The sequence below is a fragment of the Acidocella sp. genome (genome assembly GCF_027352905.1).
In the GTDB taxonomy this organism is placed as follows: Bacteria; Pseudomonadota; Alphaproteobacteria; order Acetobacterales; family Acetobacteraceae; genus Acidocella.
In genome coordinates this window covers 24,119-45,655 of record NZ_DAIEIF010000015.1, presented here as the reverse complement: position 1 = coordinate 45,655, position 21,537 = coordinate 24,119, and the positions used below count along the sequence as shown (strand labels likewise).

Here is a 21,537-nt window from a genome sequence, read left to right as displayed (position 1 = left end):
GGCATCTCCTAAAGGCTTTGCCGCCGCTGGGCCTGGCCGCTGGAAAACCGGAAGCCGCGATAGCCGGCTTGCGCCACCTCGTCGCAAAGCGCCGCGTAACGCGCCATGCCGCCCGCATAGGGCATGAAGACGCGCGGCTTGCCGGGAATATTGGCGCCGAGATACCAGCTGCTTCCCGCCTGGGGCAGCAGGGTGGCGTTGGCCGCCTCGTTCACATGCGCGACCCAGGCCTCGGCCTCTGGCTCGCCGGTTTCGATGCGCGAATAGCCCTGCGCGTCCATATAGGCGATGCAGTCGGTGATCCAGTTGACATGCTGCTCGATCGGCACCGGCATGTTGCACAGCACGGAAGGGCTGCCCGGGCCGGTGATGATGAACATATTGGGAAAATGCGGGGCTTGCAGCCCCAGATAGGTGCGCGGCCCCGCCGCCCAATCCTCGCGCAGGCTATGCCCGTCGGCCCCATGAATATCCATGGCGAGCAGGCTGCCGGTGAGGGCATCGTAGCCGGTGGCGAAGACGATGATGTCGAGCGGGACGATCTCCCCGCTCTTCAGGCGGATGCCCTCCGGGACGATCGCCTCGATCGGGTCCGCCTTGACATCCACCAGCCGGACATTGTCGCGGTTGAAGGTCTCGAAATATTCCGTGTCCACCGGCGGGCGCTTGGTGGCGAAGGGATGGTCGCGGGGGATCAGCTTCTCCGCGACGGCGGGGTCCTTGACGATCTCCCGGATCTTGTCGTGGATGAACGCGACCGCCGTGTCATTGGCCGCCTTGTCAGTCAGCAGGTCGCCGAACTCGGCGCGGAAGCGCAGCCCCCCCACCTCCCAGGCGCGTTCATACCGCGCGCGCCGCTCCTCCTCGGGCACGGCCAGCGCCGAATCCGGGCTGATGGCGAAGGGGTGGCCGTTGGTCGTGCCGCGCATGAGCTCCCGCAAAGCAGGGTAGTTGGATTTGATCTCCTGGATGAATTCCGGCGTGAGCGGCGCGTTGCGAGCGGGAATGCTGAAATTGGCGGTGCGCTGGAACACGGTGAGATGAGCGGCCGAGTCCGCGATCACCGGCGCGGCCTGGATGCCGGTCGAGCCGGTGCCGATCAATCCCACCCGCTTGCCGGTGAAATCCACGCCTTCATGCGGCCAGCGCCCAGTATGGTACCATTGCCCGGCGAAGCTGTCCCGCCCGGGTATGTCCGGCACATTGGCGGCGGAAATACAGCCGACGGCGGTGATGAGGAAACGGGTGACGAAGCTTTCGCCGGCCTCGGTGGTCACGGTCCAGAGATCGCTGGCGGAATCGAACGCGGCGCCCTTGACGCGGGTATTGAGCTGAATGTCCCGCCGCAGATCGAAACGGTCGGCGACATGGTTCAGATAGCGGCGGATTTCCTCATGGCTGGGATAACGCTCGCTCCACTCCCACTCCTGCTCCAATTCCTTGGAAAATGAATAAGAATAGGAAAAACTCTCCGAATCGCAGCGCGCGCCGGGGTAACGGTTCCAGTACCAGGTGCCGCCCACCCCGCCTCCGGCCTCCAGCACCCTTGCCTTGAGGCCCAGCTCGTCGCGCAGTTTATGCAGCTGGTAGAGGCCCGAAAAACCGGCGCCGATGATGATCGCGTCATAAGGGGTGGCGGGGGCCGAAGCTTGCCGTATCGCGGACATGGGCATGTCTCCTCTCACTGGCGGCCCTTACGCGCGGAGCCGCTATCTTACTTGGACAGGGAGAGGCTAACCGTCCCGAGGGAGGATGGCTATACCGAAAATCACGGCCTGCTTACCAAAACGCTCAAGGCGGGACGGCGCCTTCGGCGCCACCTTCAGGGCTTGAGGACGACCTTGATGCACCCATCCGCCTTGTCCCGAAATTTTTTATACATTTCCGGCCCGGCCTCCAGCGAGGCGTGATGGGTGATGACGAAGCTGGGGTCGATCTCGCCCGCTTCCACGCGCGCCAGCAATTTTGGCAGATAATATTGCACGGGCGTTTGCGCCATTCGGAAGGTGAGGCCCCGGTTGATGGCGGAACCCATGGGCACTTTGTCGAGCAGCCCGCCATAGACGCCGACAATGGAGACAGTGCCGAAATTGCGGCAGCAATGAATCGCCTGCCGCAACACATGCGGGCGGTCTGTGCCCAGGAAGGTGGCCACCTTCACGCGGTCGAGCAGCGAATCCGCCGAGGCCGTGGCGTCCGCCTCCGTTCCCACCGCGTCGATGCAGGCATCGGCGCCGCGCCCGCGGGTGAGATCCTGGATACGCTCGTAAATATCCTCGGATTTGAAATCGAGTGTGATCGCGCCGCTGGATTTTGCCAGCGCCAGCCGCTCCGGAACGGTGTCGATGGCGATGACGCGCTCCGCTCCCAGCAGAAAGGCGCTTTTGATGGCGAATTGCCCCACCGGCCCGCAGCCCCAGACCGCGATGGTGTCGCCCGGCTGAATGTTGCAATGATCCGCCGCCATGAAGCCGGTGGGGAAAATATCGGAAAGAAACAAGGCCTGATCATCCGTCAGGGAATCCGGCACCTTGACCGGGCCGACATCCGCGTAGGGAACGCGCAGATATTCCGCCTGGCCACCGGCATAGCCGCCGAGAATATGGGTATAGCCGAACAGCCCGGCCGGGGAATGGCCCCACATCTTCTCCGCCGCCTGGTGGTTGGGGTTGGTGCGCTCGCAGCCCGAAAAAAATCCGCGTTTGCAAAAGAAGCACTCGCCGCAGGAGATGGTGAAGGGAATCACGACCCTGTCCCCGGTTTTGAGGCTGGTGATCTCTCCGCCGGTCTCCACCACCTCGCCCATCGTCTCATGGCCCATCACGTCGCCGCGCTCCATGCCGGGCATCATGCCGTCATAGATATGCAGGTCGGAACCGCAAATCGCGCAGGAGGTGACCTTGATGATGATGTCGCGCGGGTGCTGGATAATGGGGTCGGGGACCGTCTCGCAGCGGATGTCGTTTTTGCCATGCCAGCAGAGCGCCTTCATCCTTACCTCCTTCATGCATACGCGAACTTATGTAAGGACGGCCACGCCGCGCCGGCATGAAATGGGAATTTACAAACGGAAACCCTCGCTCCCGATCCGGCCACGCCGACCCCCGCCGAGCGCCAGGGCGGCACCTGGCTATGACATCCGGCCTGGGCGGCGCGTGATTTTCGCGGTTGTGCGGGGGCAGGGCCCGGCCTAGCCTGCCCGTCATGCGAGCGATGGTATTCACCCGGGCGGGCATGCCCTTGCAATTGCGGCGATGCGACGCGCCGGAACTGGGCGCTGGCCAGATCCGCGTGCGGGTTTGCGCCTGCGGCGTCTGCCGCACGGATTTGCATATCGTGGATGGGGAATTGCCCGAGCCGAAGCCAGGCCTCATCCCCGGCCACGAGATCGTCGGCCGGGTGGTGGCGGTGGGCCCTGGGGTGGAGCGGTTTGCCCCCGGCCAGCGCATCGGCATCCCCTGGCTGGGCTGGACCTGCGGGGAATGCGCGTATTGCCGGGCGGGCCGGGAAAATCTCTGTGAAAAAGCGCGCTTCACCGGCTACCAGATCGATGGCGGCTATGCCGAGGAGACGGTGGCGGATGCCCGCTATTGCTTCCCCATCCCGGAGCGCTTCTCCGATACCGAGGCCGCGCCGCTGCTCTGCGCCGGGCTGATCGGCTACCGTACCTTGCGCGCCGGCGGGGATGCCCGGCGTGTGGGGTTTTATGGTTTCGGCGCGGCGGCGCATATCGCCGCGCAGGTGGCGCGTTATGAGGGGCGGGAGGTCTACGCCTTCACCCGCCCCGGCGACCGGGCGGCGCAGGATTTCGCCCGTTCCATCACCGGCGGCTGGGCGGGGGGCTCGGATGAGATGCCGCCCGCGCCGCTCGACGCGGCGCTGATCTTCGCCCCGGCGGGAGAGCTGGTGCCGCAGGCGCTGCGGGCCCTCGCCCCCGGCGGGGTGGTGGTGTGCGGCGGCATCCATATGAGCGATATTCCCTCTTTTCCTTACGACATCCTATGGAAGGAGCGGAGCATACGCTCGGTCGCCAACCTCACCCGGCGCGATGCCGAGGAGTTTCTACCCCTCGCGGCCAAGATTCCAGTGCGAACCACCACGAAGCCCTACCGGCTGGAGGACGCCAACGCCGCGCTGGCGGATTTGCGGGCCGGCCGGCTGGAGGGCGCCGCGGTGCTGGTGATGACATAGCGCCCCTGCCGGCGCAGCGGGCGGTGGGGCGGCTCGATCTCGCCTTCCGCCAGGAGGGCGGGCGCACACGGCTCGAGCGGCTCTACCAGCAGGGCTGTCTCAAGGCGCGGCTGCCGCGCGGGCAGGGGGTGGAGGCGGTCGCCTTGAACATTTCGGGCGGCCTCGTCGGAGGAGACGCGCTGGCCACGGAACTCACCGTTGGGCCGGGGGCGGCGGTGACCTTCACCACCCAGGCGGCGGAACGGGCCTATAGGTCGCCGGGCGCGCCCGCGCGCGTGGCCACGCGGCTCTGCGTGGAAGCCGGGGCGCGGCTGCATTATCTGCCCCAGGAGATGATCCTGTTCGACGGCTTCGCCCTTTGCCGGCGGTTGGAGGTGGAGCTGCACGGCGATGCCGAATTTCTAGGCGTGGAAAGCCTGGTTTTCGGCCGGCAGGCGATGGGAGAGACGATCCGCGCGGGCCGGCTGGACGACCGGATCGCCTTGCGGCGGCACGGCCGGCTGCTGTGGCGGGACGTGACCCGGCTGGAGGGGGCGATCGCGGCGCAGCTCGGCCGGGCGGGCATCGCGGCGGGAGCCCGGGCGATGGCGAGCATTTTCGCCGCCGGGCCGGGGGTGGAGGAAAAGCTCCCCGCCTTGCGCGCGGCGCTGGCGGGGGCGGTGGCGGGAGCGAGCTGGCGCGGCGGGGCTCTGCTCGGACGCATCCTCGCCCGCGACGCGGCGGAGCTGCGGAGCCTCCTGGCACGGGCGTTGCTTGCGTTGCGGGGTGGCGACCTGCCCCGTATCTGGCAGGGATAGGAGACAGGGATGGATTTGACCCCGCGCGAGAAGGATAAATTGCTGATCGCCATGGCCGCGCAGGTGGCGCGGCGGCGGCTGGAGCGGGGGGTGAGGCTGAATTATCCGGAGGCGGTGGCGCTGATCACCGATTTCGTGGTGGAGGGCGCGCGCGACGGCCGGCGCGTGGCGGAGCTGATGGAGGCGGGCGCGCATGTGCTGAGCCGCGCGCAGGTGATGGAGGGGGTGGCCGAGATGATCCCGGACGTGCAGGTGGAAGCCACGTTTCCCGATGGCACCAAGCTCGTCACCGTGCATGAGCCGGTCCGATGATCCCGGGCGAGATCATCACCCCTGAGGGAGACGTAGACTTGAATGCCGGGCTGGAGACGACCGTGCTCAGCGTCGCCAATACCGGCGACAGGCCCATCCAGGTCGGCAGCCATTACCATTTCGCGGAAACCAACGCGGCGCTGGTTTTCGACCGCGCCGCCGCCTGGGGCCAGCGGCTGGACATCGCGGCGGGCACCGCCATCCGTTTCGAGCCCGGGCAGAGCCGGCAGGTGAGCCTCGTCCCCTATCGCGGGGCGCGGCGGATTTTCGGCTTTCGCGGCCTCACCATGGGCGGGGTGGAATAATGGCCCGGCTCGGCCGCGCCGCCTATGCCGGTATGTTCGGCCCGACCGCGGGCGACCGCGTGCGCCTCGCGGATACGGAGCTTTTCGCCGAGGTGGAGACGGATTTCACCATTTACGGCGAGGAGGTGAAATTCGGCGGCGGCAAGGTGATCCGCGATGGCATGGGCCAGTCCCAGATGTCCAACGCGGAGGGGGCGATGGACACGGTCATCACCAACGCGCTCATCATCGACCATTGGGGCATCGTCAAGGCGGATATCGGCATCGCCGGCGGGCGCATCGCCCGCATCGGCAAAGCGGGCAACCCGGATGTGCAGCCGGGCGTGACGATCGTCATCGGCCCCGGCACGGAGATCATCGCCGGCGAGGGCAAGATCGTCACCGCGGGCGGGATCGACAGCCATATCCATTTCATTTGCCCGCAGCAGATCGAGGAGGCGCTGAGCAGCGGCGTCACCACCATGGTGGGCGGCGGCACCGGACCCGCCACCGGCACCTTCGCCACCACCTGCACGCCGGGGCCGTTTCATCTCGGGCGAATGCTGCAGGCGGCGGAGGCCTTCCCCATGAATCTCGCCTTCACCGGCAAGGGCAATGCCAGCCAGCCGGCGGCGCTGGCGGAAATGGTGCGCGCGGGCGCCTCATCCTTGAAGCTGCATGAGGATTGGGGGACCACCCCCGCCGCCATCGATTGCTGCCTCGCGGTGGCCGATGAATATGATGTGCAGGTGATGATCCACACCGATACGCTGAACGAGAGCGGCTTCGTCGAGGACACCATCGCCGCGTTCAAGGGCCGCACCATCCACGCCTTCCATACCGAGGGGGCGGGCGGCGGCCATGCCCCGGACATCATCCGCGTGGCGGGCCTGCCCAACGTGCTGCCCAGCTCCACCAACCCCACCCGCCCCTACACGGTGAACACGCTGGATGAGCATCTCGACATGCTCATGGTCTGCCACCATCTCGACCCCGCCATCCCCGAGGACATCGCCTTCGCCGAATCGCGCATCCGCAGGGAAACCATCGCGGCGGAGGATATCCTCCACGATCTCGGCGCGCTCTCGATGTTTTCCTCCGACAGCCAGGCCATGGGCCGGGTGGGGGAGGTGATCATTCGCTGCTGGCAGACGGCCCATAAAATGAAGGTGCAGCGCGGCCCCCTGCCGGGGGACGGCGCGGCGGATAACGCGCGCATCAAGCGCTATATCGCCAAATACACCATCAATCCGGCCATCGCCCAGGGCATGAGCGCCCAGATCGGCTCGGTCGAGGCGGGCAAGCTCGCCGATCTCGTGCTCTGGTCGCCGGCGTTTTTCGGGGTGAAGCCGGATCTGGTGCTCAAGGGCGGGTCGATCGCCATGGCCCGGATGGGCGATCCCAACGCCTCCATCCCCACGCCGCAGCCGGTGCATTACCGGCCGATGTTCGCCGCCTATGGGCGCGCTTTGGTGGAATCCTCACTGCTCTTCGTCTCGCGGGCGGCGCTGGATCAGGGGATCGGCCACCGGCTGGGGCTGACCCGGCCGCTGGTGGCGGTGGAGAATACCCGTGGCGGCATCGGCAAGGCCTCCATGATCCATAACGACGCCCTGCCCCGGATCGAGGTGGACCCGGAAACCTACGAGGTGCGCGCCGATGGGGAATTGCTGGTCTGCGCGCCGGCGGAAAGCCTGCCGATGGCGCAGAGATATTTTTTGTTCTGAGCGGGAGGGCTTTTCAGCCATCCGCCGGGGTGAGGCGAGGCGCCGGCGCCGCGGTTCCGCCGCGCCGCCATAATCCCTCGAGCGCGGCGGTGACCGAACTCACGCTGATCCGCGACATGCAGGCCGCCTTCATCTGGCATTGGCGCTCCGTTTTCTTGCAGCGCCTGATCCAGGCGCGGCGGCGGGTGAAAACCCGGTCATCGTCCCGGCAGGGAATGTCGGGGATGAAAAGCTCGGCGCAGGGGGTCTCCCGCCAGAACGCGCCCTGGCCGAACAAGGCCGGATGGCCGGGGCCGAACAGGGTGACCGCCGGGGTGCCGGTGAGCCGCGCCAGATGCGCCACCCCGGTATCGGGCGAGACGAAGCCCGCCGCCTGGCTGATGAGATGCCAGATCTGGGCGAGGTCGAGCCGGCCCGCATAGCTTGGGTAGCGGCCTTCCGGGTCGATCTCGCGGACCACCCCCTCTTCCCCCGGCCCGCCGCTCCACACCACGCCCAGCCCCCGCGCGGTCAGCCACGCCGCCAGGTCCCGCCAGGCGGGGGCGGGCCAATGCTTCAGCCGCGTGCTGGCGCCCACATGCAGCGCCACATAGGGGGCGCCCGGCAGCGGGAACGGCGCGCAGCCCGGGGCTGGCCAGTCTCCTGGCCGGAAGGGCGGGGGCTCAGGCCCGTCGAGCAGAGAGGCGAAGATCTCGCCGAGCGCCATGGGCGTGTCCGGGTAGGGCCGGAGGTCATCCACCGGCCAATTGACGAAACCGGGCCGGTCCTCGCCATGGGCGACGATCCAGCCCGCGCGCAGCCCCCGCGCCAGCCAGCTCAGCCGGTTCTTACCCGGCAGCAAGGCGAGATCAAACCCGTCCCGCGCCATCATCGCGCCGATGGTGTCGGCCCGGCGGCAATGATAAGGCCAGGCGGTGACTCCATATGGCCGGACCGCGTAAAGCGGCAGGAGCGGGGGCGCGCTCAGCAGCACGATTTCCGCTTGCGGGTGGCGGGCCCGCGCCTTGGCGAGCAGAGGGGTGAGCAGGATGGCGTCGCCCAGGCGCAGATGCGGGGCGATGAGAATCCGCGCCGGCTGAGCGGGCGGGCGCCGTGGCGCCCGCTCACCCGCCCAGACGGAGGCCGCGCGCCAGGCCGTGCGGATGATGGAGGGCAATTCGCTATCCAACGCTCTGGATCCTTCGAGGTGTGAAGCCCGCCGGGGATCATGTTTCTTACGGGGCGGGGCGGATGAAGTCCAGCCGCATGGCAGCGGCGCGCGTTGCGGCTTGCGCAGCCGGCAGGAACGAGCGTAAGGAGAAGCCAGCCGCCGCCATGGCGCGAACGAGACATGGCGGCGTTTGCTTTGACAGGGCGGGGACGCCCTCAACGGGCTGTTTGCACCGTCCTTTTCCAGTTTCGCGCATGGGATTGCGGACATTGACCGCCGGGCACACGCCCTGGCGGCGGAGTTGTTTATTGTGAATGATTTGACGTTTGAGTCTTTTGGTCTCGCCACGCCAATTTTGGGGGCGCTGAAAGCCACGGGCTTCATCAAGCCCACCCCCATCCAGGCCGGGGCAATCCCGCACGGGCTGGCGGGCCGCGATGTGCTGGGCATCGCCCAGACCGGCACCGGCAAAACCGCCGCCTTCGCCCTGCCCATGCTCAACGCCATGGCGACCGAGAAATTGCACAACCGGCGTTTTTCCACCCGCGCTCTGGTGCTGGCCCCCACGCGGGAACTGGCCGTGCAGATCGAGCAGGAGATCAGGAAATTCGGCGCCGGGCTGGGGCTGCGCACGGTGCTGGTGGTGGGCGGGGTCGGCCGCTTCGGCCAGGTGCAGCGCATGGCGCGCGGCGCGGATATCGTGGTTGGCTGCCCCGGCCGGGTGGTGGATCTGATGAACACGCGCGAGCTGATCATCGACCAATGCCAGTTCTTCGTGCTGGACGAGGCCGACCGCATGCTCGATCTCGGCTTCATGCCGGACATCCGCAAGGTGGTGGCGGCGCTGCCGCAGCGCCGGCAATCGGCGCTGTTTTCCGCCACCATGCCGGCGGAGATCGCCAAGCTGGCCAATGGCCTGCTGCGTGAGCCGGTGCGGGTGGAAATCGCCGCGGTCGCCTCCACCCCGGCGAGGATCGAGCAGAGCGTGTATTTCGCCGAGTCGGCGGAGAAGCGGACGCTGCTCGTCAATCTCCTTCAGCAGCCGGACTTCGCCAAGACCATCGTCTTCACCCGCACCAAGCGCGGGGCGGACCGGGTGGCGGCGATGCTGAACGCCGCGCGCATTCCGGCGGCGGCGATGCATGGCAATCTCAGCCAGGGCCAGCGCCAGCGGGCGCTGGAGGCGTTCAAATCCGGGGAGGTGCGGGCGCTGGTCGCCACCGATCTCGCCGCCCGCGGCATCGATGTGAGCGGCGTCAGCCATGTCATCAATTTCGAGCTGCCGAATGAGCCGGAGAGCTATGTCCACCGCATCGGCCGCACGGCCCGCAACGGCGCGGACGGGATGGCGGTGGCCTTCTGCGACGCGACCGAGCTTGCCTATCTCAACCAGATCGAGAAGCTCACCGGTGTCAGGCTGCGCGTGGCCGGGGGCGAGCGGCCCCGCCAGGCCCTGCCGCCGCGCAAACCCCAGCGCCACCCGGACATGCAGGTGCGCAAGATCAAACCGCGCCGCCCGCCTTACCAGGAAAAGCGCAAAGTGGCATGAAGCGCCGCGGCATCGCTGAAAGGGAGCGCGGTTATGGGTGAGACGAGGCAGCCGGTCATCGGCATCATTGGCGGCTCGGGACTTTATGATATCGAGGGCCTGACCGACACCAAATGGGTGAGGGTGGAAACGCCGTGGGGCGAGCCCTCCGACGAGTTTCTCACCGGCCGGTACGAGACTCAGAAAGTGGTGTTTCTGCCCCGGCACGGGCGGGGACATAAAACCTCGCCCACCGCGCTCAATTACCGCGCCAATATCGACGGGCTGAAGCGGCTGGGGGTGACGGACATCATCTCCCTCTCCGCCGTCGGCTCGCTGAAGGAGGAGTTGCCGCCCGGGCATTTCGTGGTGGTGGACCAGTTCATCGACCGCTCCTTCGCCCGCGAGAAGAGCTTCTTCGGCCCGGGTTGCGTGGCGCATGTCTCGATGGCGCATCCCGTATGCGGGCGGCTGGGGGACGCGCTGGAGGCGAGCCTCAAGGCGCTCGGCCTGCCGCATACGCGCGGCGGCACCTATCTCGTCATGGAGGGGCCGCAATTCTCCACCCTGGCGGAGAGCAATCTCTACCGCTCCTGGGGCTGCGCGGTGATCGGCATGACCAACATGCCGGAGGCCAAGCTCGCGCGCGAGGCGGAGATCGACTACGCCACCGTCGCCATGGTCACCGATTACGATTGCTGGCACGAGGATCACGACGCGGTGACGGTGGAGCAGGTGGTGAAGGTGCTGCTCGGCAATGCCGATAAGGCCCGCGCTCTGGTGAGGGAGGTGCTGCCGCGCCTGGCCGCGCCGCGCCCGGCCTGCCCGCACGGGTGCGACACGGCCCTGACCCATGCGCTGATCACCGCGCCCGAGGCGCGCGACCCGGCCGCGCTGCGCAAGCTGGACGCCGTCGCCGGGCGGATGCTGCGGCCGGACTGACCGGCGCCGGGCGGGATTTTCGGTTCCGCGCCCTTGCGGGCCAGGCCGCAAACGGTTAGGAACCGCCCCGTATCCGCCGGATATGCTGTCATAGCTCAGGGGTAGAGCACTTCATTGGTAATGAAGAGGTCCTGGGTTCAATTCCCAGTGACAGCACCAGCGGGCTTGCAACGGGAAGGCCGATGGTTTAGGCACCCGGACCCAGGCGCCCAGGTAGCTCAGTTGGTAGAGCATGCGACTGAAAATCGCAGTGTCGGTGGTTCGATTCCGCCCCTGGGCACCATTCTCCCATTTTGGCCGCGCCCGCCATCCGGTTCATTGGCCCCGGCGGGAGAATTGTAAAAAAATCTGACAGAGCGGCGAATACCCCTGGTTTTTTATTGAGGCCAAGGCTAAAGGGTTTGCGTTCGATCCGGTATGGTAAAAGAATTGCCAGCTCTGGTCGTCGATTCTATCAATTTGAACCAAAGGGAGTTCCCGGTCGGCAAAGTCAAGTCAAACCGGGCCAACAGGAAGAGGCTTGCATATGTCGAAAGCGTTCATTGCCGAAATCATTCAGAATTCCGCCGAGATCACCGGTGTGGCCGCCAATCGCGCCGCCAGCGAGCTGATCGAGGCGATCGTTAAGGAAATGAAGAGGAACGGTAAGTTCACCCTGCCGAGCTTCGGCACGTTCACCGTGCGCAAGACCAAGGCGCGCAAGGGCGTCAATCCCCGCACCGGCGAGGAGATCAAGGTGAAGGCGGGCAAGACCGTGCGCTTCAAGGCATCGCCCTCGCTGAAGAAGATGGTGTGATTTATAAAAGCCCGGGAAATTCCCGGGCTTTTTTTATAAAAGGACAGGGTCTGTGTCCGGCACCGAGGTTTTCCATTGGGATGACATCACGCCTTATGGTGATGAGAAGGCCGACCGCCGGCTGATCCCCGGCAAGGCTGGCGATTTCAAGCGGGTCGCGGTGCCGGGCGGCACGGTGGCGGCGCGGCACGAGCATGATTTCGAGCAATTCTTCATGGTCGCGCAAGGGCAGGGCGTGCTCACCTGCGCGCAAGGGGAGATCGCGCTGCGTCCAGGTGTGGTGATCCACTTCGCCCCCCATGTCTGGCACGAGGCGCGGTTCACCGCCGATACCGTGATCTACGAGGTGAATTTCAGGGCGTAGGGCGGCCGGTTCAAATATCGACCTCCTCGACCTTTCCCGCGTTTTCCTGGATGAATTGAAACCGCAATTCCGGGCGCTTGCCCATCAGGCTATCCACGAGTCCGGAGGTTTCGGCCCGCGATTCCGGCGGCGCGACGATTCGCAGCAGCGTGCGCTTGGCCGGGTCCATCGTCGTTTCCTTCAGCACGGCGGGCGGCATCTCGCCCAGCCCCTTGAAACGGCTGATCTCGATCTTGGCTCCCGGCTTGAAGGTCTTTTGAAGTTTCTCGCGCGCGGCGTCATCCATCGCGTACACGCTTTTGGCGCCCTGCGTCAGCCGGTAAAGCGGCGGCTGCGCCAGATAGACATGCCCATGCCGGATCAGCTCCGGCATCTCCCGGTAGAAAAAGGTCATCAGCAGCGAGGCGATATGCGCGCCATCCACATCCGCGTCGGTCATGATGATGACCCGTTCATAACGCAGATTGGCGCGGTTGAAGCCCGGTCCCGCGCCGCAACCCAGCGCCTCGATCAGATCCTTCAATTCCTGGTTCTGCCGCAATTTCTCCACCGAGGCGGAGGCCACATTGAGGATCTTGCCCTTCAACGGTAAAATCGCCTGGCTGTTGCGGTTGCGCGCCTGCTTGGCGGAGCCGCCGGCGGAATCGCCCTCGACGAGGAAGATTTCGGTGCCCTCGGCATTTTCCGTGGCGCAATCAGCCAATTTGCCGGGAAGGCGCAGCCGCCGCGTCGCCGATTTGCGGGGCGTGTCCTTCGCCTCCTTGCGGCGCAGCCTCTCCTCGGCCCGGTCGATCACATAGGCCAGCAGATTATCGGCATTGGCGGGGTCGCCCGCCAGGAAATGGTCGAACCGGTCCCGCAATGAGGTTTCGGTCAGGCGCGCGGCCTCCGGCGTCGTCAGCTTTTCCTTGGTCTGGCCCTGGAATTGCGGCTCGCGGATGAACAGGGAGAGCTTGGCGCGCAGCCCGCCCAGCACATCCTCGGCGGTGATGGCGGCCCCGCGCTTATTGCCGCGCGTCTCCGCCCAGGCGCGCAGCCCTTTGAGCAGCGCCGCGCGCATCCCGGCCTCATGCGTGCCGCCGAGCGGCGTGGGCACGGTGTTGCAATAGGTGTCGATCCCGCCCTCGCCCTGCTCTGTCCAGGCCAAAGCCCATTCCAGCCGGCCCTGGTCCTCTCCCCGCGCGGGCGCGAATTTCGCCTCGCCCGCCCAGATCTCGGGTAAGGCGAGCGGCGTCTCGCCCAGCTCAGCCGCCAGCGAATCGCGCAGCCCGCCGGGGAAATGCAGCTCCGCCTCGGCCGGAACCTCGGCCTCGGCCTTGAGCAAGGCGGCATCGCACGACCAGCGGATTTTAACGCCGCGGAACAGATAGGCCTTGGAGCGGCACAGCCTGAAGAGCCGCGCCGGGGAAAATTTCAGCCCGCCGAAAATCTCGGGGTCGGGGACGAAGCTGATCGAGGTGCCGCGCCGGTTGGGCGCCGGGCCCACCTCCTCCAGCCCGGTCTGCGGCGCGCCGCGCGCGTAAAGCTGGCGGTAGAGCTTGCGCTCGCGCGCGACCTCGGCGGTGAGGCTGAGGGAGAGCGCATTGACCACCGAGGAGCCGACGCCATGCAGCCCGCCCGAGGTGGAATAGGCCTTGCCGGAAAATTTGCCGCCGGAATGCAGCGTGGTGAAAATGACTTCCAGGGCCGATTTGCCGGGAAATTTGGGGTGCGGCTCGACCGGTATGCCCCGCCCGTTATCGCGGATGGTGAGCCGGTTGCCAGCGGCAAGGTTGACCTCGATGGTGGTGGCATGGCCCGCCACCGCTTCGTCCATCGCATTGTCGAGAATCTCGGCGGCGAGATGGTGCAGCGCGGTCTCATCCGTGCCGCCAACATACATGCCGGGGCGCCGGCGGACCGGCTCCAGCCCCTCCAGCACCTCGATATCCCCCGCGCCATAGCCGCGCGCGGCGGGGCTCTCAAACAAATCGCTCAAAGGCTCCGGCTCCGGTTCATCGGGGCGTTGGTGCCACGCCGCCCGCCCGCCCGGCAAGAGGGCGGAGCAAGGCTTTCAGCGCAGATGCTCGGCGAACAGCACCAGGGAGCGAAGCTCCGCCAATTCCCAATCCCGCGGGCTGAAACTCGCCCGTTCCTCGCAGCCGAAGCCATGATCGGCGCCTTCGTAAACATAGATCTCCACGCCCGGCTGGGCGGCGCGGATGGCCTCGACATCGCTGAGCGGAATGCTTTTGTCCAGGGCGCCGAAATGCATCTGCACCGGGCAGTTGGGCCTGGCGTCCTTGCGGGCGGCGATGCCGGCGCCATACCAGCAGCTCGCCGCCTTGAAGGCGCGGGTGCGGGTCGCGGCCTCCCAGCTCAGCGTCCCGCCCCAGCAATAGCCAATGACGCCCACCGGTTTGCCCTCACCAAAGGCGGCGGCCGTGGCCTCGATATCGGCCAGGGTCTTTTCCAGCGGGATCTGAGCCCTGGCCTCCAGCCCGGCTTTGATATCCGCCTCGGTATAGCCCAGTTCGATGCCCGGCCGCACCCGGTCGAACAAGGCCGGCGCCAGGACCCTGTAACCATAGCCGGCCAGCCGCTCCGCCACCTTGCGGATATGGTGGTTGACACCGAAAATCTCCTGCAACACCACCAGCCCGCGCGGGGCGTTGACGTTGCCGGCCTCGAAGGTCTGGAATTGATGCCCGTCGGCGGCGGTCAGTGTCATCATCGGCGCGGCCCTTTCTGTTCATCCGTGGATATTGTCATCCCTGGCGCGAAGGCAAGGCCGGCAAAACCGGCCCTTGTTCAGCGCCCCGCGCGGATGACGAAGGGGTCCTGAACCTCGTCGCTGAGCTCCACCCAGACGCTCTTGGTCTGGAGGTATTGATAGATGGCCTCCTGGCCGTTCTGGCGGCCGATGCCGCTATCCTTATAACCCCCAAAGGGGGAGTTGAAGGCCATGGCGCGGTAGGTGTTGATCCAGACCGTTCCGGCCTCGATCCGCCGCGCCATCACATGCGCCCGCCGCAAATCGCGCGTCCACACGCCGGAGGCGAGGCCGAAATCCGTGCCGTTGGCGGCGGCGATGACCTCCTCCTCGTCATCAAAGGGAATGACGGCCAGCACCGGGCCGAACACCTCCTCGCGCAGCAGGCTGTTGGCCGGCGAGAGGCGATGGATGATGGTGGGGGAGAAGAAATATCCCTCCGGAAACGGGTCGAGTCTCAGGCGCTCGCCGCCATGGAGAATCTCGGCGCCCTCGGCGACCGCTTTTTTCACCATGGCTTCATCCTTGGCGAGCTGCGCCTGCGTGGCGATCGGCCCCATCTGCGTCTCGGCGTCCATCGGGTCGCCGATGCGGATCGCCGCGGCGCGGCGGCGCAGGCGCTCCACCATCTCCTCATAAACCGGGCGCTGGATATAGGCGCGCGACCCCGCCACGCAGGTCTGTCCGGCGGCGGCGAAAATGCCCGCGAGCACCCCCGCCTCGGCGCGGTCGAGATCGGCGTCGGCGAAGACGATGTTGGGACTCTTGCCGCCAAGTTCGAGCACGGAGCTGATCAGCCGCTGGCCGGCGGCGCTGGCGATGGCGCGCCCGCCTCTATCGCCGCCGGTGAAATTGATCTTGCGCACCTTGGGGTGGCCGACCAGCGCCTCTCCCGCCTCGCGCAGGCCGGTGACGACATTGACGACCCCCGGCGGAATGCCGACCTCGACCGCCAGCCGCGCCAGCTCGATCGCGGAGGCGGAGGTGACCTCCGAAGGCTTGATGACCACGGTGTTGCCGGCGGCGAGCGCGGGCGCCACGCCCATGACCGTCAGAAAGGTGGGGGAGTTCCATGGCACGATGATGGCGATCACCCCATAGGGCTCGCGCAGCGTGTAGTTGAGGACGCTGGTGCGGTCGAGCGGGATGACGCTGCCCTCCACCTTGTCCGCCAGCCCGCCGAAATAAACGAGCCAATCCTCGGCGACGCGCAGCTGGGCGCGCATTTCAGCGAAGAGCTTGCCGTTCTGCCCGGTTTCCAGCGCGGCGATGCGGTCGGCCTCGGCCGCGATTTTCGCGCCCCACGCCATCAGCAACCGTCCCCGCCGTGTGGGCGAGAGCGCGCCCCAGGGGCCCTTGAAGGCCGCGTGAGCCGCATCGACCGCCTGGCCGACCTCGCTCGCCGTCGAATCGGCGAAGGAGCCCCAGACCTTGCCCGTCGTCGGATTGTAGGAGGTGAAGCGGCGGCTCGCCGGTTTTATTTCCTCATCCGCAATGAAGTTGCCATACTCATATTGATCTTGCTGTTGCGCGCTCATTTTGTCCTCGGATCGTGGCTTTGCTGTTTCCTCTAGCGCGCCCAGGCTAACCCGCCGGCACGGGGCCGCACAACCCGTCCCCGGCTCAGCCCGAAGTTGATGAACGCGCCGTTTAACGTAAAATAGCGGTAACAGCCCGCCGCGCCTCCTTTCACGGGAAGGGCGCGGGATCCGGCTGGATAAATATTCGGTCAGGAGGACTTGCCTTGAAAATCACCGCCGCTGTCTTGCACCAATCGCCAGTCGCCGCCCCTTATGCCCAGACCCAGCCTCTCAGGATCGAGGAGCTCGAGCTCGCCCCGCCGCAAGTGGGCGAGGTGCTGGTGGAGGTGAAGGCCGCCGGGCTCTGCCATAGCGACCTTTCCGTCATCAATGGCGACCGTCCGCGCCCGGTGCCCATGGCGCTCGGCCATGAGGCGGCGGGAATCGTGCGCGAGATCGGCCCCAATGTCAGCCGATTCAAGCCGGGCGATCATGTGGTGATGGTCTTCGTGCCGTCCTGCGGCCATTGCATTCCCTGCGCCGAGGGCCGGCCCGCGCTCTGCGAGCCCGGCAATGCCGCGAATGGCCGTGGCGAGCTGATCGGCGGCGGCCGCCGCCTCAGCCTCAAGGCCGAGCCCGTGCAGCATCATGTCGGCGTCTCCGCCTTCGCCACCCATGCGGTGCTCTCGGAAAACTCGCTGGTGAAGATCGATGACAGCGTGCCGTTCGAAATCGCCGCCCTGTTCGGCTGCGCCGTGCTCACGGGCGTGGGCGCCGTCATCAATAGCGGGGCGGTGCGGCCAGGGCAGAGCGTCGCGGTCGTCGGGCTTGGCGGTGTCGGTCTCAGCGCGCTGCTGGGCGCTGTCGCCGCCGGCGCCCACCCCATCGTCGCCGTCGACCTTTCGCCCGAGAAACTCGCCTTCGCCAAGGAGCTGGGCGCGACGCATTGTTTCGACGCCCGGGACGAAGGCCTGGCGGCGGCGGTCAAGCAGGCCACCGATGGCGGCGTCCATGTCGCCATCGAGCTCGCGGGCTCGGTGCGCGCGCTCGAGACCGCCTTCGCGATCACCCGGCGCGGCGGTCTCACCGTCACCGCCGGTCTCGCCAACCCGGCCCATAATTTCGCGTTTCCGCCGGTCAGGCTGGTGGGGGAGGAGCTGACGCTGCGCGGCAGCTATGTCGGCAGCTGCGTGCCGGTGCGCGACATTCCGCGCTTCATCACGCTCTATAAGAGCGGCGATCTGCCGGTGAATAAATTATTGACCAGCCGGAGCGATCTGAACGGCATCAACGCGGCGCTGGACCAGCTGGCGCAGGGTAAAACCGTCCGCCACGTCATCACGTTCTAACGCCGCCGCTCAGCCGAAGGCGAGATCGGCCTGGATGAGCCCCGCGCGGCGGGCGGCCCGGCGCTCGATTAGCACGAGCAGGTCGAACACCAGCACCGCGAACGCGGCGACGACCAGCCCGCCCTGCACGACGAAGGCGAGGTTGTTGGTGAGCAGCCCGGCGATGATGACCTCTCCCAGGGTATGGGCCGCCACCGTCGAGCCGATGGTGGCGGTGCCGATGCCGATGACCACGCTCAGGCGAATGCCGCCCAGGATCAAGGGCAGGGCCAGGGGCAGTTCGATATGCCATAATCTCTGCGTCTTGGTCATGCCCATGCCGTCCGCCGCCTCGACCACGGCGGCGGGCAGGTTGGACAGGCCGGTGAGCGTGGTCTCGAAAATCGGCAGCAGCCCGTAGAGAAACAACGCCACCAGGGTGGGAGCGGTGCCGAAGCCCAGGGCGGGGACGGCGAGAGCGAGCACCGCGACCGGCGGGCAGGCCTGGCCGATATTGGCGACCGAGCGCAGCAAGGGCAGGAATTCCGCCCCCGCGGGCCGGGTTACGAAAATGGCGCAGCCGACCGCGATGACCGTGGAGAGGAGGCTGGCCGCCAGGACGATTTCCAGATGGGAGAGAGCGAGCGAGAGCAGGCTGCTTTGCGTGTAAATCGCGGGGGCGCCATTGGCGGCGAAAGGTTGCAGGAGCGGCGCGAAACTCTGCGGCCGCAACAGGAAGGCCGCCAGAAGGGCGAAAACCGCCAGGCGCAGGGCAAGGCCGGCATAGCGCATCACCGCCTCTCCGCCGCGGGCCCGTCCTGGCTGGCTTCCGGCCCCGCCGCGCGGCGCAAAATCGCCTCCAGCGTCACGCTCCCCTTGGGCGCGCCGTCATCGCCGATCACCGCCAGCGCGTTCCGGCGCGACCACAGAAGCTCGGACAAGGCCTCGCGCAGGGAGAGGCTGGCCGGGAGCGGCAAGGCGCCGGGCGGGGGCGGCCCCGGCGCGGCGGCCGCCTCCAGCGTCACCAGCGATAAAACGCGGAAGGCCTTATCACTGGTTCCGATCAGCTGCTCCACCAGCGGGGTGGCGGGGTGCAGCAACATCTCGCCCGGAGGGGCGTATTGCTCCAGCCTGCCACCCTCCATCACCGCGATATGGTCCGCCAGCCTGATCGCCTCCTCCATGTCATGCGTGACGAGCAGCAATGTCGTGCCGAAGCGGGATTGGATGGCCTTGAGGTCATCCTGCGCTTTTTCGCGAATGATGGGGTCGAGCGCGCCGAAAGGCTCATCCATGAGCAGGATGTTGGGCTCCGCGGCGAGGGCGCGGGCCACGCCCACGCGCTGCTGCTGCCCGCCCGAGAGCTGGTGGGGAAAGCGGTTGCGGAACTCGCCGGGGTCGAGACGGAAGAGCGTCAGCAACTCATCCACCTTGGCCTCGATCCGCGCGGGCGGCCAGCCGAGCAGCCTCGGCACGGTGGCGACGTTTTCCGCGACGGTATAATGGGGAAAAAGCCCGTAATTCTGGATGGTGTAACCAATCCGCCGCCGTAACATGTAAGGCTGGATCCGGGCGATATCCTCTCCGTCTATGCACACCCGGCCGGAGCTGGGCGCCACCAGCCGGTTCACCATCCGCAGCAGGGTGGATTTACCAGAGCCCGACGCGCCGACGATGGCGGTGACCGTGCGGGACGGAACGGTGAATGAGATGTCGTCCACCACCGTCGCCTCGCCGTATCGCTTGGTCAGATGCTCGAAGCTGATCATGGCGCGGGCCTCGCGGTGAGGGCGATCAACGCATCCATGACGACAGCGGCGGCCAGGGCGAGGATAACGCTGGGCAGCGCGCCGAGCAGAATGAGATCCGGCGCGCCCTGGCCGATGCCCTGGAAGACGAAGACGCCGAACCCGCCCCCGCCGATCAGCGCCGCCACCGTGGCCAGGCCGAGATTCTGCACGAGAACGAGCCGGACCCCGGTGAGGATGACCGGCAGGGCCAGAGGAAGTTCGACCCGGCCCAGCCTTTGCAGCGAGGTGAGGCCCATCCCCCGCGCGGCGTCCAGCACGGGGGCGGGCACGCCCCGCAAGCCGATGAGGGTGTTCGCCGTCACCGGCAGCAAGGAATACAGCACGAGGGCGAGAAAGGCGGGCGCCACCCCCACCCCGTTAATGCCCGCCTTGGCCAGCGCCGGCAGATGCGCGGCCAGCCAGGAGAGCGGAACGATGAGCATGCCGAACAAAGCGATCGAGGGAATGGTCTGGATGACATTGAGCAGGTTGAGGATGGGGGCGCGCAGCGCCTGGCTGAATTTCAACCCGATGCCCAGGGGGATCCCGATGAGGCAGGCGACCATGAGCGACCCGGCGGCGAGCATGATATGAATGCCGCCCTCCCGCCAGAAATCCGCGGCGCGCGCGTCATATTCCCTCACCACCGACACATCCCGCCAGATACCGGAATAAAAAAAACCGGCGAGGCAGAGCCCGGCCAAAAAAACCAGAGACAGCCGGGCGCGGGGGGAAAACCGGATGCGCACCGCCGCGTCCGCGAACAACACGACCAGCCCGAACAGCCCGAGCCAGAACCCCATGCCCGGCGACACGCGCGACCAGGACCCGCCCGTGGCGGTGAGGCGGCTGGCGGCCACCCCGCAGGCGATGCCGAGGGCGGCGATACCGAGGCTGGCCATGGCGAGCCTCGGCCAGCCGCCGCCAAAAAACGCCGCCGCCATGGCGGCGGCTAGAATGAGCACCAGCCCCGCGGCCAGGGCGGGCGGCAGGCAGGCGAAAACGGATCGGGGATCGCCCGGCAGAATCCGGTTGGCATGAAAACTGACGAGCGGCCCCGCCAGGGCGGCGGCCAGCAAGCCGGTGACGACGAAGCCCAGCCGGCTGAACGCGGCGGGCCGGAGATAACCGCGCGTCACTTGAGAAAGCCCTTGGAGTGCAAATACGCGCCCACCACCGCCTGCACCGCCTCGCCGCCCACCTCGACCTTGCCGTTGAGATCCTGCAAAACCGGGGTGGTGAGAGAGAGAAAGACCGGCTTGAGCAGATCCGCGATGGCCGGGTAGCGCGCCAGCACCGCCGCCCGGATGATGGGTGCCGGCTGATAGACCGGCTCGACATGCTTGTCATCGGCCAGCACGACCAGGCCGGAGGCGGCGATGCCGCCATCGGTGGTATAGACCATCGCCGCATTGACATCATTGGTGTTGCGCGCCGCCGCGGTGATGGTGGCCATCGTGTCGCCGCCGGAGAGAATGAGCAATTGCCTCGGTTTCAGCGTGAATCCGTAGGCTTTTTCAAAAGCCGGGAGGGCGGCCGGGGAATTGACGAATTCCGCGGAGGCGGCGAGCTTGATCTTTCCGCCATTATTTAGATACCTGGCGAAATCGCTGAACGTGACGATGTGATGAGGCTGGGAGACATCCTTGCGCAGGGCGATGGCCCAGCTATTATCCGCCGGCGCCGGCGTCAGCCAGACGATATGATTGACGGCCATATCGAGGGTTTTCGCCTCGTTATAAGCCTTGGAGGGGTCGCTCCATATGGGCTCGTCGGTTTTATGAAAAAAATAGGCGGCGTTGCCGGTATATTCTGGATAAATATCGATCTGCCCGGCCAGCAGGGCTTTGCGGACGATGGGCGTGCCGCCGAGTTGCAGCTTGTTGACGGTGGGGATGCCGTGGGCGTTGAGAACGTCGATGATCATCGTCCCCAGAATGCTGCCCTCGGTATCGATCTTCGAGGATACGACGACCTGCGCTTTCGCGGCGCCCATGCATAAAAACAAACCCAGCGCCGCCTGAAGGAGGCTTATGTAGCGTTTCCTCATCTTCCC

20 protein-coding genes and 2 tRNA genes are annotated in these 21,537 nt (G+C 66.7%); 12 read left to right on the top strand and 10 right to left on the bottom strand.

Annotation, left to right across the window (positions count from 1 at the left end; genetic code table 11):
* Positions 1-8: 8 nt before the first annotated feature.
* Positions 9-1,667, bottom strand: a complete 1,659-nt coding sequence (locus M7H45_RS02255) for an NAD(P)/FAD-dependent oxidoreductase (protein WP_298214285.1) — start codon at positions 1,665-1,667, stop codon at positions 9-11.
* Positions 1,668-1,822: 155 nt separating this feature from the next.
* The gene (locus M7H45_RS02250) at positions 1,823-2,992 is read right to left on the bottom strand and encodes a zinc-dependent alcohol dehydrogenase (protein WP_298214283.1); all 1,170 of its coding nucleotides are present in this window, start codon (positions 2,990-2,992) and stop codon (positions 1,823-1,825) included.
* 212 nt (positions 2,993-3,204) lie between these two features.
* Here M7H45_RS02250 and M7H45_RS02245 point away from each other — a divergent pair, with 212 nt between their 5' ends.
* Genes M7H45_RS02245 through ureC form a run of 5 tightly spaced genes read left to right on the top strand, consistent with a single transcriptional unit; the run spans position 3,205 to position 7,311 of the window.
* Entirely contained in the window at positions 3,205-4,191 is a 987-nt protein-coding gene (locus tag M7H45_RS02245) for a zinc-dependent alcohol dehydrogenase family protein (RefSeq protein WP_408832328.1), read from the top strand.
* Between the two features lie 23 nt (positions 4,192-4,214).
* Entirely contained in the window at positions 4,215-4,988 is a 774-nt protein-coding gene (locus M7H45_RS02240; protein WP_298214281.1) for an urease accessory protein UreD, read from the top strand.
* A 9-nt stretch (positions 4,989-4,997) separates the two neighbouring features.
* The gene (locus M7H45_RS02235; RefSeq protein ID WP_298214280.1) at positions 4,998-5,300 is read left to right on the top strand and encodes an urease subunit gamma; all 303 of its coding nucleotides are present in this window, start codon (positions 4,998-5,000) and stop codon (positions 5,298-5,300) included.
* The gene (locus tag M7H45_RS02230; RefSeq protein WP_298214278.1) at positions 5,297-5,605 is read left to right on the top strand and encodes an urease subunit beta; all 309 of its coding nucleotides are present in this window, start codon (positions 5,297-5,299) and stop codon (positions 5,603-5,605) included. The genes M7H45_RS02235 and M7H45_RS02230 overlap by 4 nt, the downstream gene beginning before the upstream one ends.
* Positions 5,605-7,311 carry an urease subunit alpha gene (gene ureC / locus M7H45_RS02225; protein WP_298214276.1) on the top strand — a complete coding sequence of 569 codons (1,707 nt, stop codon included), beginning with the start codon at positions 5,605-5,607 and terminating at the stop codon, positions 7,309-7,311. Before M7H45_RS02230 ends, ureC begins: the two co-directional genes overlap by 1 nt.
* A 13-nt stretch (positions 7,312-7,324) precedes the next feature.
* Here the strand turns inward: ureC and M7H45_RS02220 are convergent, their stop codons facing one another.
* On the bottom strand, positions 7,325-8,479 hold the full coding sequence (locus M7H45_RS02220) for a glycosyltransferase family 9 protein (protein WP_298214275.1): 1,155 nt from the start codon (positions 8,477-8,479) through the stop codon (positions 7,325-7,327).
* Between the two features lie 292 nt (positions 8,480-8,771).
* Between M7H45_RS02220 and M7H45_RS02215 the strand changes: the two genes are divergently transcribed.
* The 6 genes from M7H45_RS02215 (at position 8,772) to M7H45_RS02190 (ending at position 12,091) form a co-directional block, all read left to right on the top strand.
* Positions 8,772-10,010: a DEAD/DEAH box helicase gene (locus M7H45_RS02215; RefSeq protein WP_298214273.1), complete on the top strand. Its 1,239-nt coding sequence runs from the start codon at positions 8,772-8,774 to the stop codon at positions 10,008-10,010.
* A gap of 33 nt (positions 10,011-10,043) precedes the next feature.
* Positions 10,044-10,931, top strand: a complete 888-nt coding sequence (locus M7H45_RS02210) for an S-methyl-5'-thioadenosine phosphorylase (protein ID WP_298214271.1) — start codon at positions 10,044-10,046, stop codon at positions 10,929-10,931.
* 84 nt (positions 10,932-11,015) lie between these two features.
* Positions 11,016-11,090, top strand: a tRNA-Thr gene (locus M7H45_RS02205).
* Between the two features lie 48 nt (positions 11,091-11,138).
* Positions 11,139-11,214, top strand: a tRNA-Phe gene (locus M7H45_RS02200).
* Positions 11,215-11,457: 243 nt separating this feature from the next.
* Positions 11,458-11,727 (top strand): HU family DNA-binding protein, encoded by a 270-nt coding sequence (locus M7H45_RS02195; RefSeq protein WP_298214270.1) that lies wholly within the window; start codon positions 11,458-11,460, stop codon positions 11,725-11,727.
* Positions 11,728-11,779: 52 nt separating this feature from the next.
* Positions 11,780-12,091: a cupin domain-containing protein gene (locus M7H45_RS02190; protein ID WP_298214268.1), complete on the top strand. Its 312-nt coding sequence runs from the start codon at positions 11,780-11,782 to the stop codon at positions 12,089-12,091.
* A 10-nt stretch (positions 12,092-12,101) separates the two neighbouring features.
* Here M7H45_RS02190 and parE read toward each other — a convergent pair whose 3' ends face one another.
* From parE to M7H45_RS02175, 3 genes are all read right to left on the bottom strand, one after another.
* Positions 12,102-14,069, bottom strand: coding sequence for a DNA topoisomerase IV subunit B (gene parE / locus M7H45_RS02185; protein ID WP_298214266.1), 1,968 nt, complete (start codon positions 14,067-14,069; stop codon positions 12,102-12,104).
* Between the two features lie 75 nt (positions 14,070-14,144).
* Positions 14,145-14,804 (bottom strand): dienelactone hydrolase family protein, encoded by a 660-nt coding sequence (locus tag M7H45_RS02180; RefSeq protein WP_298214264.1) that lies wholly within the window; start codon positions 14,802-14,804, stop codon positions 14,145-14,147.
* Positions 14,805-14,881: 77 nt separating this feature from the next.
* Positions 14,882-16,381, bottom strand: coding sequence for an aldehyde dehydrogenase (locus M7H45_RS02175; protein WP_298214262.1), 1,500 nt, complete (start codon positions 16,379-16,381; stop codon positions 14,882-14,884).
* A 206-nt stretch (positions 16,382-16,587) separates the two neighbouring features.
* Between M7H45_RS02175 and M7H45_RS02170 the strand changes: the two genes are divergently transcribed.
* Positions 16,588-17,712 carry a zinc-dependent alcohol dehydrogenase family protein gene (locus M7H45_RS02170; protein WP_298214260.1) on the top strand — a complete coding sequence of 375 codons (1,125 nt, stop codon included), beginning with the start codon at positions 16,588-16,590 and terminating at the stop codon, positions 17,710-17,712.
* A 9-nt stretch (positions 17,713-17,721) separates the two neighbouring features.
* Here the strand turns inward: M7H45_RS02170 and M7H45_RS02165 are convergent, their stop codons facing one another.
* From M7H45_RS02165 to M7H45_RS02150, 4 genes are read right to left on the bottom strand one after another with little or no spacing between them, the layout of a single operon-like run.
* On the bottom strand, positions 17,722-18,483 hold the full coding sequence (locus M7H45_RS02165; protein WP_298214258.1) for an ABC transporter permease: 762 nt from the start codon (positions 18,481-18,483) through the stop codon (positions 17,722-17,724).
* Complete coding sequence (locus tag M7H45_RS02160) at positions 18,483-19,460, bottom strand: ABC transporter ATP-binding protein (protein ID WP_298214256.1); 978 nt, start codon at positions 19,458-19,460, stop codon at positions 18,483-18,485. Before M7H45_RS02160 ends, M7H45_RS02165 begins: the two co-directional genes overlap by 1 nt.
* Complete coding sequence (locus M7H45_RS02155) at positions 19,457-20,620, bottom strand: ABC transporter permease (protein WP_298214254.1); 1,164 nt, start codon at positions 20,618-20,620, stop codon at positions 19,457-19,459. The genes M7H45_RS02160 and M7H45_RS02155 overlap by 4 nt, the downstream gene beginning before the upstream one ends.
* On the bottom strand, positions 20,617-21,531 hold the full coding sequence (locus tag M7H45_RS02150; protein WP_298214252.1) for an ABC transporter substrate-binding protein: 915 nt from the start codon (positions 21,529-21,531) through the stop codon (positions 20,617-20,619). The genes M7H45_RS02155 and M7H45_RS02150 overlap by 4 nt, the downstream gene beginning before the upstream one ends.
* Between the last annotated feature and the right edge of the window lie 6 nt (positions 21,532-21,537).

Bases quoted from the DNA above. Each gene is read 5' to 3' on its own strand.
- M7H45_RS02160 (WP_298214256.1), bottom strand. From the start codon at position 19,460: ATGATCAGCTTCGAGCATCTGACCAAGCGATACGGCGAGGCGACGGTG.
- M7H45_RS02180 (WP_298214264.1), bottom strand. From the start codon at position 14,804: ATGATGACACTGACCGCCGCCGACGGGCATCAATTCCAGACCTTCGAG.
- M7H45_RS02165 (WP_298214258.1), bottom strand. From the start codon at position 18,483: ATGCGCTATGCCGGCCTTGCCCTGCGCCTGGCGGTTTTCGCCCTTCTG.
- M7H45_RS02250 (WP_298214283.1), bottom strand. From the start codon at position 2,992: ATGAAGGCGCTCTGCTGGCATGGCAAAAACGACATCCGCTGCGAGACG.
- M7H45_RS02245 (WP_408832328.1), top strand. From the start codon at position 3,205: ATGCGAGCGATGGTATTCACCCGGGCGGGCATGCCCTTGCAATTGCGG.
- M7H45_RS02210 (WP_298214271.1), top strand. From the start codon at position 10,044: ATGGGTGAGACGAGGCAGCCGGTCATCGGCATCATTGGCGGCTCGGGA.
- M7H45_RS02195 (WP_298214270.1), top strand. From the start codon at position 11,458: ATGTCGAAAGCGTTCATTGCCGAAATCATTCAGAATTCCGCCGAGATC.
- M7H45_RS02150 (WP_298214252.1), bottom strand. From the start codon at position 21,531: ATGAGGAAACGCTACATAAGCCTCCTTCAGGCGGCGCTGGGTTTGTTT.
- M7H45_RS02175 (WP_298214262.1), bottom strand. From the start codon at position 16,381: ATGAGCGCGCAACAGCAAGATCAATATGAGTATGGCAACTTCATTGCG.
- M7H45_RS02230 (WP_298214278.1), top strand. From the start codon at position 5,297: ATGATCCCGGGCGAGATCATCACCCCTGAGGGAGACGTAGACTTGAAT.
- M7H45_RS02255 (WP_298214285.1), bottom strand. From the start codon at position 1,667: ATGTCCGCGATACGGCAAGCTTCGGCCCCCGCCACCCCTTATGACGCG.
- ureC (WP_298214276.1), top strand. From the start codon at position 5,605: ATGGCCCGGCTCGGCCGCGCCGCCTATGCCGGTATGTTCGGCCCGACC.
- M7H45_RS02235 (WP_298214280.1), top strand. From the start codon at position 4,998: ATGGATTTGACCCCGCGCGAGAAGGATAAATTGCTGATCGCCATGGCC.